Below are 13,112 nucleotides of genomic sequence, written 5' to 3' on the forward strand. Positions count from 1 at the left end.
AATACAATTGGATATCGTCATCTAGCGAGGTGCTTAAAAGCATCATAAGCAAGTCTGCCTCTTACTCTTTTACTTTACAAAGACAAAACCCCGATTTTTACAGCACCAATCACCTAAAAAACTATGTTTTAAAAACGCTCTCATTATCCCAAGTTATTCAACATAACTTTTCATTATTCTCCCTAAAAGAAAGCATCCTTCCCAATCATCTGTAACTTCAGTTAATATTTTAACTGATTCCTCAAAGTTTATTTAACCTATTATCCCTCTTTATAAATTCATTACATAATTATAAATTGCTCCATGCAACTTATCATCTTTAAAATTCCGTGCAGCTCATCCTATGATGCTAACTTATTGATATATAACATCTATGTATTTTAAGATACTCCTTTACTTCAATCAATATCGCAAACACACAATATTCTCTGTCGCATATTTGCAAAGTACGAGCATCACCCAAGCACCATCATCAACTACTAAAATCAAGAAAAACGCTACAAATAAGATAAATAAAGTAAAAAATGAAAAGCAGTTATTGCCTTAACCCCAGCTTTTATGCTTGTTTATTTTCAAAAATGTACAATACAATAATAGTGAAATCAGAAAAAATATTCTTGAAGAGCGCTGATTGCACATTGGTTGTTTTTATATCTTTAAACAGCGTCCTCCTTAAAAATATAATTTCACTCTCGATTTACCGAAAACTCCTTAATGCACATCACTTTCAAAGTAGTTTTGACTGCCATCTTATGGATTTTTTATCCCTATATCCTTTTAAATGAATAGCCCCACCTATCCACACCACCACCTAAAAACAGTATGACAACTCATCAATACTACAATGCCAATAAAAAGATCCATCTTTATCAAAATGATTACATAAATAATGCTTTCATTAAATTTCTCATAATTTCCTGAAAACAAACTGCTTCTCTTATAAAGAAATTACTAAACACTTCTTCATGCATAAAAAGAAAGTCTCTCCTTACTATTATTATACAGAAATTTATCAACAAATTCTATCATAATATCAATACGTTCAGTACTAAATACTAACATAACACCGCACAAGTTCCTCCCCTCATTGAGAAAAGTCATTTCCCCAATTCCACCTTTTTCGTACATCTTCTACATTTATTATAGTACCAAAACAAAAAGGGAAAGATGAAATTCTATCTTTCCCTTTTAATACTTATAAAACCACAACTACAATTCAATGGAATCCCGTTGATTGCTAGAGAGTGTTACAGATTACTCTGCTACCTCCACCATAGGAATGACTGAAACATAGGAACGATCACCCGCTTTGCGTTGAAAAGAAACCTTTCCATTTGATAATGCAAAAAGCGTATGGTCTTTTCCAATGCCGACATTGTTGCCAGGATGCCAACGTGTACCACGCTGGCGAATAATAATATTTCCAGCAATAACGGTCTCACCACCAAATTTTTTAACGCCTAGACGTTTCGATTCTGAATCGCGACCATTACGCGAGGAACCACCAGCTTTTTTATGTGCCATAGACGCTCTCCTTTAATCTTTCTTACTCTTTGATGCTACAGACGCTTTCTTCTGTGACGCAGTCTTTTTTTCAGCTGTTTTTTTAGCCGTCTTCTCAACAGAAGCAGCATCTTTTGTTTCTTTTGGTGCAGTTGCCTCTTCTTTTATCGGCTTTGCAGCTGCTTTTTTAGTTTTTGAACCACCCATTAAAATTTCTAAAACACGAAGCTTCGTAAATTCTTGACGATGACCCCGCGTGCGTTTAGAATTTTGACGACGGCGCTTCTTAAATGCGATAACCTTGCGCCCACGTGCCTGTTCTACAATCTCAGCTGTCACCAATGCATCAGCAACGACAGGGGTACCAATAACCGCATTACCTTCTTGCCCAACCATCAATATATCATTGAATTCAACAACATCACCCGCATTTCCACTAACTTTTTCAACTTTCACCACTTGATTAGCAACAATGCGGTATTGCTTACCACCAGTTTTAATGACTGCGAACATTTTTTATCCTTCCGTTCACTCCAGCTCTTATTTAATTTCTGCCTTGAAATAAGGGAAAATAGGCTGCTTTTTATCAGTCGTAATAGATTTTAAAGAAGGATAAAACCTTCTTCAACACAAATATGCGCAGATTTCCCCACGCTCATGTTCCGTATATATGAAGGAATTTCTATTCTCTGTCAATAAAGTCCCATAAAAAAGAAAAAAAGGTTGTACCAAAAACAATTGAAGGTTATCTACCCCTTATACACTCAAATAGTGCCGATTTTTGTTTCACTTTATTATGGAGAGATGGCTGAGTGGTTGAAAGCACCGCACTCGAAATGCGGCATAGGGGCAACTCTATCGGGGGTTCAAATCCCTCTCTCTCCGCCAAAGTTTATAAAGCGATATTATTAAAATGTCTTTAATCGTAGCTTGCCGGTGGATTCTGTATATTTTTACCTAGTGTAGTTTGTCAGCAGGTTTTGTATCAATCCATTTTTCAAAAGATCTTCAAGACTTTTCAAAGCTCTTTATCGTTTGTGCGAATAAATTCTCATTATTACAATTTTTTCACTTTTTGGTTTTCTGTTACATAAATATAGTTCAGATAATAAGAGAATGCATAGTAAAATCAAAGAATTATCTCATATTTCTCTCTCATTCTACTTTTGCTTAGTTAGTACAAAATCTGCTGTCAAATTATATTTATTTTGCACGTCTTTCTTGAATATGTGCTAGCAACCCTAATGTTGAACTATCGCGATTATCCGCTTGACTTTCTCCACGAAGAATTGGTAGTAACTCATTTGCTAATTCTTTACCAAGTTCAACCCCCCATTGATCAAATGAATTAATATTCATTAAAATCCCTTCAACAAAAATGCGATGTTCATAAAGCGCAATAAGACGACCGAGTGAAAAAGGTGTTAATAAATCTTGAACCAACGTAATGCTGGGACGGTTTCCTTTAAAACTTCTATGAAGTGCTAAATGATCTGCTTCACCCTCATCAACTCCATTTTTTATCAAGATATGCCGAGCATCTTCAATACTACGCCCCTTCATCAATGCTTTTGATTGTGCTAAACCGTTTGCTAGCAACATCTCATACATAGAATGTAAATTTTGCTCATGCCCTTTTATAAATAAAATAAATTCTACAGGAATAATATCTGTTCCTTGATGCAGAAGCTGAAAAAAAGCATGTTGACTATTTGTTCCTGAATCCCCCCAAACAATCGGACCACTTGAAAAACTTAATGGTTTTCCATCCAGCGAGACTTGCTTACCATTTGATTCCATATCAAGCTGTTGTAAATAAGCTGGAAAATGTATTAAACGCTGTGCATAAGGAATGATAGAACGTGATGAATAACCACAAATAACACGATGCCAGAATCCTAAAAGAGCAAAACGAATAGGTATATTTTTATGCAAAGGCATAGTTTTAAAATGTTGGTCCATTTGCAATGCACCGTTGAGAAATTGGCGAAAATTTTCACCACCTATTGCAAACATAACAACAAGTCCAATGGCTGACCAAATTGAATAACGCCCTCCAACCCAATTCCAAAATTTAAAAACTCTTGTGGAATCTATGCCAAATTCTGCCACTTTATCAAGCGCACTTGAAACAGCAACAAAATGCGTACCAACGGCTTCTTCTCCTAAATGTGAACAGATCCACTGACGTGCAACTTGAGCATTTACCATTGTTTCAGCCGTTGTAAAAGTTTTAGAAGCAATGACAAACAGCGTTGTTGCTGGATTCAAAATAGAGAGAGTATCAGAAATATGGGCACTGTCAGCATTAGAAACAAAATGACACTGTGGACCATCATGATAAGGTTTTAAAGCATATGTGACCATTTCAGGACCAAGATCAGAACCACCAATACCAATATTGACAATATCACTTATTCTCTCGCCGCTGTTTCCCTTATAACTGCCATCACGTACCTTTTCAGAAAATCTTTCCATATCTTCAAGGACGTCTTGAATATCGCGAATAAGATTATGACCATCCAACATGAAAATTTCATCAGCAGGTAAACGTAACGCAATATGAAGAACTGAGCGTTTTTCAGTTGTATTAATCGCCTTACCAGAAAACATTGCATCACGCCGGCCTAACACATCTGCTGCGACAGCTAAATCATCTAGAAGTTGCAATGTTTTAAATGTCACACCACATTTTGAAAAATCAAAAAGAAGATCATCAAGTCTGAGGGAAAAATGGGAAAAACGCTGTTCATCTTCTACAAAATGTCGACGAATATCATAGACCCCATCCTTTGCGGCATGGTTTCTTAAAGCTTTTAATGTGGCTTCAAAAGCCTTTTCATTTCGAATCGAAAAGCTATCTCCCATAAGCTTATCCTATACGGTTATTGATAATGAAATCTATGCCCAAACCATAACAAAGCAGAAAGCGTCTCCTTTATTGCTCGCTATTTTCACTGCTCACATAAAAATGAAGGAATATACAAAATAAAAGGATAAGATCCGAAAATGATATTTTTACAGGAATAAACTTTCAAACCTTTTCTATCAGATACATCATTTAACTTGATTGAGTTCTTTTGTTAAGCGTAAATCTTCTTCTGCTTTTGGTCTTATAAAACGCCCCAAAAAAAGATAAACAACCGGTGTGACATAAAGCGTAAAAATAGTTGCTAAACCTAAGCCACCAACGATAACCCAACCTAAAGCTATACGAGCTTCTGCGCCAGCACCTTTGGCTAAAACCAAAGGAATACCTCCTAAAATGGCACAAATCATTGTCATACAAACTGGACGAAGTCGAATATTTGCTGCTTCTTCTACGGCTTCACGCACGCTTCTTCCCTGATCTCGTAATTGATCTGCAAATTCAACAATGAGAATACCATTTTTTGCCATAACGCCAATTAACAAAATTAGTCCAATTTGGCTGTAAATATTAAGACTCACACCACTTAATAGCATAGCAATTACAGCACAACCAATCCCTAATGGGACCGTAGCCATGATAATGAATCCTGAAATAAAGCTTTCAAACTGGGCAGCCAAAATCAATAAAATAATCAAAAAAGCAATGCCAAAAACAATCATAAAATTGGAAGATGTTTCATTAAGCGTTTCAGCTTCTCCTAAGGGAACCACGTAGATTCCTTTTGATAACAAAGGAGAAGCAATTTTCTGTACAGTTTGATAAGCTTCCCCTAAAGCGATACCTGGAGCAAGATTTGCGCTTAAAATAACAGCGCTCATGCGTTTTTCCCGTTTTAATTGGGGAGCGATAGCTTTTTCATGTAAATGCGCAATAACCGATAAAGGAACATATCGATTGTCTTTAGTCTTTAAGAAAATATTTTCTAAATCACTGGGACTCTTCATAGAATTTTTACGCGATATCAATTTAACATCGTAAGAATGATCATCCACGTTAATGGAACCAATCTTTTTACCATCCAACATTGCTTGTAATGTATCGCCCAAATTGGTGATATCAATCCCTAAATCGGAGGCTTTTTTTCGATTGATTTCAATAAAAAATTGTGGTTGTGTTGCATCAACAGTAAGACGTGGTCGAATAAAACGCGGATCATCTTGTAAAGCACTCACCAGCTTATCAGCAATGGGTTGTAGTGTTGCATAATCGTTGCCAAGAATTGCAAATTGTAATCCTTGCCCAGTTCCTCTCACACCTAGAGAATTTCCCTCCGCAGCAAACACAAAAACTGCGGGAAACTGTCTAACCTTTGCATTAACATCCTTCACAATTTCTTGCTGACTACGTGAACGTTCATCCCAAGATGAAAGCAATAAAACCAAAAAAGCAGTATTGGGTGAACCACCAATACCCGCAATAGAGTAACTGTTAGCAATCTCCCCTGCATCACGTAATGGCTGTAGACTTGCTTCAATTTGCTCTACCTGTTCGTTCAAATATTGTGTTGAAATACCTTGTGGTCCATTAATAACCAAAAAGATAAGAGCTCTGTCTTCTGCTGGAGTTAATTCCTGTTTCAGCTTCATATAGCCTCCGACACAAAGACCCGCAAAAATAAGTGAAGCAAAAATAACAGACCAAGGCTTTTCTAAACACTGATGCAAACTGTAAGTATATGCCTTATGAAGAAAAGTACCTAATTTATATAAAAAAGTAAAATGATGGGACTTTTCTTCTTTCTCCTCAATATGTTCTTTGAGAAAACGTGAAGCCAACATGGGACAAAGCGTTAAGGCAACAATTGAAGAAAGCAAAATAGAAATTGCCAAAACAAAACCAAATTCTCTAAAAAGCGCTCCAACTTGCCCAGGAAGAAAGGAAATAGGAACAAATACAGCCACTAAAGTCAATGTTGTTGCGACAACAGCAAAAAAAACTTCACGTGTTCCTAACACCGCTGCAGCTCTGGAACCTAACCCCATATTGCGCCATCGAACAATATTTTCCAGAACAACAATGGCATCATCCACAACAAGCCCTGTTGCTAAAACAAGTCCTAAAAATGTGAGAATATTTAATGAAAATCCCACAAGATAAATAGCTGCAATGGTACCAATTAAGGCAACAGGAAGAGATAAAGCAGGTATCAGTGTTACACGAATGTCTCTGAGAAAAAGAAAAATGACTAAAATAACGCTCAAAATAGCAATGACCAACGCAACCTCAACCTCATGAAGGGCACTTTTAATAAAAATTGCATCGTCATTAATAACGTCTATATGTACAGAAGAAGGAACAATACTTTTGAGATTATCAACAACGGCTCTTACACCTTGAGAAATATTAAGCGTGTTGGATTGTGCTTTCCGCACGATACCTAATCCAATACCTGTCTTTCCATTGATACGAAGAATAACCGTTTCTATATCCGGCGATAAAGTAACATGCGCAACATCGCCAAGATGCACATGAGGCTTTAAAACAACTTGTTCAAAAGATTCTGGTGTTGTTAGACGTGCAGTGGCACGGACAACTAAAGTTTGCTTAGAATTGCGTAATGATCCTACTGGCACATCCGTTGTCATATCAGCAAGAACACGTGAAATATCTGCTACAGTTAATCCATAACTTGCAAGTTTTGCTTGATCTATATCAATCTGAAAAATCTTTGTGCGAGCACTATCAACCTGTACATCACCAACACCATCAACAGCAGAAATTGCATCAACAATCTGATCATTTACAATCGTTGTTAAATCATCAATACTCATTGTTGGTGACGTCACAACCAAATACATCATGGCAGCAGCATTCGAATCTGCTTTAATGATCAGAGGGGTATCTGCATTTTTTGGTAAAGAATAAGCAATACGAGACAGAGCATCACGAATATCAGATGCCGCTACATTCAAATCAACACCGACATTAAAATTAATCTGCACACGAGAGCGTCCAAAAGAAGATGTTGAAGAAATTGTCTTAACACCTGAAACACGAGAAACAGCATCTTCTATAACTTTTGTTACTTCACGATCAATGGTTTCTGCTGACGCACCAGAAAACATCGTCACAATCGTTGTTACTGGAGTATCAACATCGGGTAATTCTCTTACATCAACATTCAACCATGCTGCAAATCCTGCAATGATGATCATAGCATTTAAAACAAAAGTAAAAACCGGTCTGCGAATAAATAAGGCAATGAGACCACCTTGCTCCACCTTTGACATAGGCTGTTTTGTGCTCAATTCTTGGCTCATTGTATATCCGTTCCATAAACCGCTGATAATTGCTGTTGGTGGGACTTTGGATCATCAATAGTTACTTTACTTCCTGGATAAAGCATTTGCACCCCTTGAATGACAACTTGATCACCCTTTTCTAGGGAAGCTTTCACGAAAACCTGATCCGCTTTATGCTGAATAATTGATACGGGAATAGACTCTACTTTTCCTTCTCTCACACGCCAAACGAATGACCCTTTACTATTCCATTGAACCGCAAGAGGATTAACGACAGGAAAAGAACCACCATGAAATTGCAATACAACAGAAAAGGACATACCAGACATGAGCGTATCTTTTTCATTATTGATTTCAACCTGAGCATGAAGCGTGCGACTTTCTGGATCAACAATATTATCAATCGCATAAATATGACCAACAAAAGATTTATCTGGCTGCGCAGTTAATGTTGCCGTTACCTCATCTCCTTTATGAATGCGCGACACATATCGTTCAGGGGCCCATATATCGACCAAAATACGTTCTCTATTCTCAATACGCCCTATTACGGTATTAAGGGTCACGTTATTCCCCACATCAACGGGCAAAATACCAACAACTCCAGGAATCGGTGCACGAATTGTTCGCCGATCGAGATCTAATTCAGCATTACGCAACACTAAATTTGCGTTATCCAACTCTAAACGTGCTGTAATTTCTTGAACTTCCGTTGCTGTATTGCTGGCGCGTAATTTAAGAATGCGCGAAAGCGTTAATGCATTATTATCACGTTGTACTTTTGCTTTTGCAGCCGCTATTTCCTCTTTTTTAGAATCAAGCTTTGCAATCACATCATCGACTTGTACTTTTGTACCAGCTGATACAAAAAGCTTATCAATAACACCTGAGGATAAAGGGGTAAGATCGACTTCTGCAAGAGCTTTTCCACTCCCAAGAACGTTAAGTTGTTCATAAAAATCTTGAACTTTTACAAGATCAACGACAACATTCGCCGGTGGTCTTCCCATTTTTTCCTTTGAAGCTTTATACGATACTCTTGTTTTATCCACCATAGAAATGGGTTGTTCTGCACTCTTTTTTCCAGCCCAATAAGTAACCGTTAAAACGACGATTAAAAACACCAACGGAAAGCTCTTTTTTAATAACGCCATACATCCACCCTTGCTGTGTCATGTTCATCTGAAATAGTTTTCAACAGTAATATCGGTGTTTTACACAAAAACCAAACAGCGGGTGTATATATATCTTACCCCCCACCGCAAAAAACACATCTCATCTTTGCTTGACTATCTTTCATAGATTAAAACGTCAAGTTAACTATCGTTCATATTGCTTTGTACAGTCACAACAAAAAATGATTATATCAAAACCAACTGAAACCATAATATATTATATCCTTTTTTAAAATATCTCATAAAAAAGAGAGTTTTTTTTATTACTATCCAAGTTTCACTTGCATTTCTTTAATGAAACGATTAGGAACCCTTTGTCATAGATAATGTAAAAAACTGAAATGTATGCACCCGTAGCTCAGCTGGATAGAGCACCAGACTACGAATCTGGGGGTCAGGAGTTCGAATCTCTTCGGGTGCGCCATCTATCAATAATATCTTCTTATAAATTCAGGCTCTTTAAATTCTTTATTTTGTGATTTATTTTTGCCTATCTTTGTTTTTTGTATTTTGTTACTTCATTCTGTTGTGAGTCGTTTCTTTAGCCATTTTGCTAGAATAAGATGTTATGAGTCCTTCAATTCAGCTCCAAGGTGCTTTTATTAGCTAATAATCATAACGATTGCATAAGCAGCGTGTGTTGTTTTCTTTTTTCGATCTATGCGCTTGTTTTTAGTCTCTTCCGGATTATACTCTTTAATCAGTTAGATAATTTTTTGCGTGCTTATTTCTAATTTTTCCATAACTAGATGTTTCTGGATATTTTATTCCTAGCAATCCCATCTTAATAGGGACTTCAGATGTGCCGCCATAAAACACTTATGGTATCCATTAATATCATTAGCATTTTGTTGCAAACCAAAGCTTCTTTTCGAGATATTTTTAATTGAATTAAACATATTTTTACTGCTTAAAAGCAAAGAAACTCTTTTTCCTAAAAAACAATGAAACTCTTCTCGTGCTTCTTTAGCATTATCTCTTGCATAGCATATCATCGACTTCTATGATATCCTAACACTTTCTGTTCTCTATGAATTCTTCTAATTAATCCATGGGGTACAGATCTCGAACATTAATAAAAGCTAAGTTTAAAGAATTTTTCCATGCCTAAAACAGATATTGAAATTGCTCGCACTGCTAAAAAGCAGCATATTATTGAAATTGCAAAAAAAATTGGTATCTCACATGAAAATCTCATTCCCTATGGCCATGATAAAGCTAAAATTTCTTCTGAATACATAAAATCGCTTGATAAAAATCCAGATGGTAAACTTATCCTCGTCACAGCTATCAATCCCACACCTGCCGGAGAAGGCAAAACAACAACAACAGTTGGACTAAGTGATGCTCTTAATCTTATTGGTAAAAAAACAATAGCTACCTTGAGAGAGCCGTCTTTGGGTCCCTGTTTTGGTGTAAAAGGTGGTGCTGCTGGTGGTGGTTATGCACAAGTCGTTCCAATGGATGACCTTAATTTACATTTTACCGGTGATTTTCATGCTATTACAGCTGCTCATAATCTTCTTGCCGCAATGATAGATAATCATCTTTATTGGGGAAATACTCTAAACATTGATCCACGTCGCATTGTTTGGAAACGCGTTCTTGATATGAATGACCGTGCATTGCGCGATATTGTTATTTCATTAGGGGGCATAACAAATGGTTTTCCACGCCAAACAGGTTTTGATATTACTGTTGCGTCAGAAATTATGGCACTTCTTTGTCTCTCTGAAAATTTAGAAAACCTTACACAAAGACTCAAAAAAATTATTGTTGCTTATCGTTATGATAAAACGCCCATCACCGTTTCTGATCTCAATGCAGAAGGTGCAATGGCAGTTCTTCTCAAAGATGCTATACAACCCAACCTCGTACAGACAATTGAAAATAACCCTGTTCTCGTTCATGGAGGACCTTTTGCCAACATTGCTCATGGTTGCAATTCAGTTATAGCAACAAAAACTGCTTTAAAACTTGCTGATTATGTTGTCACAGAAGCAGGGTTTGGAGCAGATCTTGGAGCAGAAAAGTTCTTCAATATCAAATGTAGGCAAGCAGGTATTGTACCAAATGCTACAGTAATCGTCGCAACTATTCGTGCATTAAAAATGAATGGTGGTGTAGATAAAAATAACCTGACAGAAGAAAATATCACCGCTTTAGAAAAAGGAACAGCCAATCTTTTACGACATATAAAGAATATGGAGCACTACGGTATTCCTTGTGTTGTGGCTATCAATCATTTTGACAGCGATAGCGATGCTGAAATAAAAACATTACAAAAAATAGTTGCAACAACTGGACACAAAGCTATTATCTGTAAGCATTGGGAACAAGGTGGAAAAGGCGCTATAGAACTTGCACAAGAACTCGTTACCTTGATTGAAGAAAAACATTCTCATTTTAAAGTTTTATATCAAGATAATATTCCACTCGTTCAAAAAATTAATTGTATTATAACAAAGCTATACGGTGGGCGTGGCGCCATCATCCCAGCCCCTATTCTCAAACAACTTGAATCTTGGGAAAAAGAAGGTTTTGGTGCCTACCCTATTTGTATGGCAAAAACACCTTATTCTTTTTCTTCTGATCCCAAGCAATATGGTGCTCCTGTTGATTTTGAAATTCCCGTACGTGAAGTTCGTCTCTCCGCAGGAGCTGGCTTTATTGTTGTCATTTGTGGAGATGTTATGACCATGCCGGGACTACCCCATTATCCCACGGCTGAAAAAATTCATCTTGACGAAAATGATCAAATACAAGGACTTTCATAAATTTATAACCGTAAATTCTATCATTCATTATAAAAAGCGTTTTATTGCAAAAAGAATAGAATTTTAAAAAGCATATAGACAAATGTCTTATTTATATGATATAGGTGCTTGTCCTTTTGGATATGCCTTTAAAAGGATGTAGGTTTTTCCTATCATTTATGACACTGAAAAAAGCAGGATAGATAGTGCAAGTACTCGTTCGTGATAATAATGTTGACCAAGCGCTCCGTGCGTTGAAAAAAAAGATGCAGCGTGAAGGTATCTTCCGTGAAATGAAAATGCGTAGTTATTATGAAAAGCCATCTGAGAAGCGTGCTCGTGAAAAAGCTGAGGCTATTCGTCGTACACGTAAGCTTGCTCGTAAGCGTGCGCAAAGAGAAGGTTTTGTTAGTAACGGACGAACTGTTGCGGTAAAGTAATATACTTTATGTAATTGCATAAGTAGTAGATAATAAGCTTCCAGAAAATTTTATCTTCATAGGCGATTGCAATAAATTGCTTGTGTACGGTTTTTTGTGTACAATGTTATCTAATATGTTAGTTATCTGAAAATAATAAGGTTTCTGTCATAGGGGTGTTTTTTTCACTCTTATATTTCAAAAAACAGATAACAAACTACGCTTTAGATATTTAAGCGACTTATTCTTATGTGAATTGAGTGTAAGGTGTTTTATTATCACTTTTCGCTATAATTTTTCTCCTTCCGGATATCTCTTAAATAACTGTTTCTTTATGTACAAATTTCATGATGATTTTCTTTTTTTGTCATTAAATATTCTACATCTTTCGAACATCCTAGGTCAGATTGCAAAACAAAAATAACTATCGCAATATGCGATTGTGTGTAAAAATATGATATCAAATGCATAATCCTCTTTCCCTTCAGTTATGTAACAAAACGATATAATTCCATAACTTTTTATATCTCTTGACTCTGTCTCTCTAAACGATGACGAATTTCAACCACGGCACTACAGATTCTTTTTTCTTGATAAATTTCTTCTATTCATCACTTATGTAATGCCCCCCATAAGTGTATTGAATAAGCTCCTCTATTTCATTCAACTTTCTTCTATACTGAGTTAGAGAAAAAGAAAATTGACAATAAACAGAGAAAACACTGTATTTTAATATGGATGAATGAATGTACCTTTTATTACCATTTTTGATGGAAATATTTTTACAATTTAAATAACGAGTTAAAGTTTTTAACGCATTGATTTATCGTTATAAGTAATCGTTTTTCATATTAAGTAATAATTCTGAATAACGTGAAGTTTCTCAACACCTTCTTATATTGAATAAATCAAGATTATTTTCTTGTACATCATAAGCAGGGTTAGTATGCAAATAGAATAAAAGCTATTTAAGAAAAAAATAAAAATGCTTCTTATGAACGCCATAAATAATAAGAACTGCATAACATTGAGAGCTGGTAAATGGTATGATGAATCCAGCTTATCTGCCATACGGATAAGCATTA

At 36.1% G+C, this 13,112-nt stretch carries 7 protein-coding genes and 2 tRNA genes; 4 read left to right on the forward strand and 5 right to left on the reverse strand.

The annotated features are described in order from the left end of the window. Positions 1–1,254: 1,254 nt before the first annotated feature. Together rpmA and rplU are read right to left on the reverse strand one after the other, a co-directional pair. Complete coding sequence (gene rpmA, locus ACFIKY_RS01550; protein WP_375661316.1) at positions 1,255–1,524, reverse strand: 50S ribosomal protein L27; 270 nt, start codon at positions 1,522–1,524, stop codon at positions 1,255–1,257. A 12-nt stretch (positions 1,525–1,536) separates the two neighbouring features. Then, a complete protein-coding gene (gene rplU / locus ACFIKY_RS01555) occupies positions 1,537–2,016 on the reverse strand; it encodes a 50S ribosomal protein L21 (protein WP_375661317.1) in 480 nt (159 codons plus the stop codon). Positions 2,017–2,301: 285 nt separating this feature from the next. On the opposite strand from rplU, the gene ACFIKY_RS01560 reads away from it, so the two are divergent. Then, positions 2,302–2,391, forward strand: a tRNA-Ser gene (locus ACFIKY_RS01560). 315 nt (positions 2,392–2,706) lie between these two features. Here the strand turns inward: ACFIKY_RS01560 and pgi are convergent. From pgi to ACFIKY_RS01575, 3 genes are all read right to left on the reverse strand, one after another. Beyond that, positions 2,707–4,371: a glucose-6-phosphate isomerase gene (gene pgi, locus ACFIKY_RS01565; protein ID WP_375644403.1), complete on the reverse strand. Its 1,665-nt coding sequence runs from the start codon at positions 4,369–4,371 to the stop codon at positions 2,707–2,709. 189 nt (positions 4,372–4,560) lie between these two features. Continuing rightward, entirely contained in the window at positions 4,561–7,695 is a 3,135-nt protein-coding gene (locus ACFIKY_RS01570; protein ID WP_375635447.1) for an efflux RND transporter permease subunit, read from the reverse strand. Next, on the reverse strand, positions 7,692–8,831 hold the full coding sequence (locus tag ACFIKY_RS01575) for an efflux RND transporter periplasmic adaptor subunit (protein WP_375652597.1): 1,140 nt from the start codon (positions 8,829–8,831) through the stop codon (positions 7,692–7,694). Before ACFIKY_RS01575 ends, ACFIKY_RS01570 begins: the two co-directional genes overlap by 4 nt. Before the next feature lie 368 nt (positions 8,832–9,199). Between ACFIKY_RS01575 and ACFIKY_RS01580 the strand changes: the two genes are divergently transcribed. The 3 genes from ACFIKY_RS01580 to rpsU all read left to right on the forward strand — a co-directional run bounded on the left by ACFIKY_RS01580 (position 9,200) and on the right by rpsU (position 12,048). Further along, positions 9,200–9,276: transfer RNA gene (locus tag ACFIKY_RS01580), tRNA-Arg, on the forward strand. 679 nt (positions 9,277–9,955) lie between these two features. Beyond that, positions 9,956–11,629, forward strand: a complete 1,674-nt coding sequence (locus ACFIKY_RS01585) for a formate--tetrahydrofolate ligase (RefSeq protein ID WP_375635445.1) — start codon at positions 9,956–9,958, stop codon at positions 11,627–11,629. A 185-nt stretch (positions 11,630–11,814) separates the two neighbouring features. Further along, positions 11,815–12,048 carry a 30S ribosomal protein S21 gene (gene rpsU, locus ACFIKY_RS01590; protein ID WP_012754552.1) on the forward strand — a complete coding sequence of 78 codons (234 nt, stop codon included), beginning with the start codon at positions 11,815–11,817 and terminating at the stop codon, positions 12,046–12,048. Positions 12,049–13,112 lie beyond the last annotated feature (1,064 nt).

The organism is Bartonella sp. CR127HXZ (assembly GCF_042194555.1).
In the GTDB taxonomy this organism is placed as follows: domain Bacteria; phylum Pseudomonadota; class Alphaproteobacteria; order Rhizobiales; family Rhizobiaceae; genus Bartonella; species Bartonella grahamii.

Bases quoted from the DNA above. Each gene is read 5' to 3' on its own strand.
- rpmA (WP_375661316.1), bottom strand. From the start codon at position 1,524: ATGGCACATAAAAAAGCTGGTGGTTCCTCGCGTAATGGTCGCGATTCA.
- rplU (WP_375661317.1), bottom strand. From the start codon at position 2,016: ATGTTCGCAGTCATTAAAACTGGTGGTAAGCAATACCGCATTGTTGCT.
- pgi (WP_375644403.1), bottom strand. From the start codon at position 4,371: ATGGGAGATAGCTTTTCGATTCGAAATGAAAAGGCTTTTGAAGCCACA.
- ACFIKY_RS01570 (WP_375635447.1), bottom strand. From the start codon at position 7,695: ATGAGCCAAGAATTGAGCACAAAACAGCCTATGTCAAAGGTGGAGCAA.
- ACFIKY_RS01575 (WP_375652597.1), bottom strand. From the start codon at position 8,831: ATGGCGTTATTAAAAAAGAGCTTTCCGTTGGTGTTTTTAATCGTCGTT.
- ACFIKY_RS01585 (WP_375635445.1), top strand. From the start codon at position 9,956: ATGCCTAAAACAGATATTGAAATTGCTCGCACTGCTAAAAAGCAGCAT.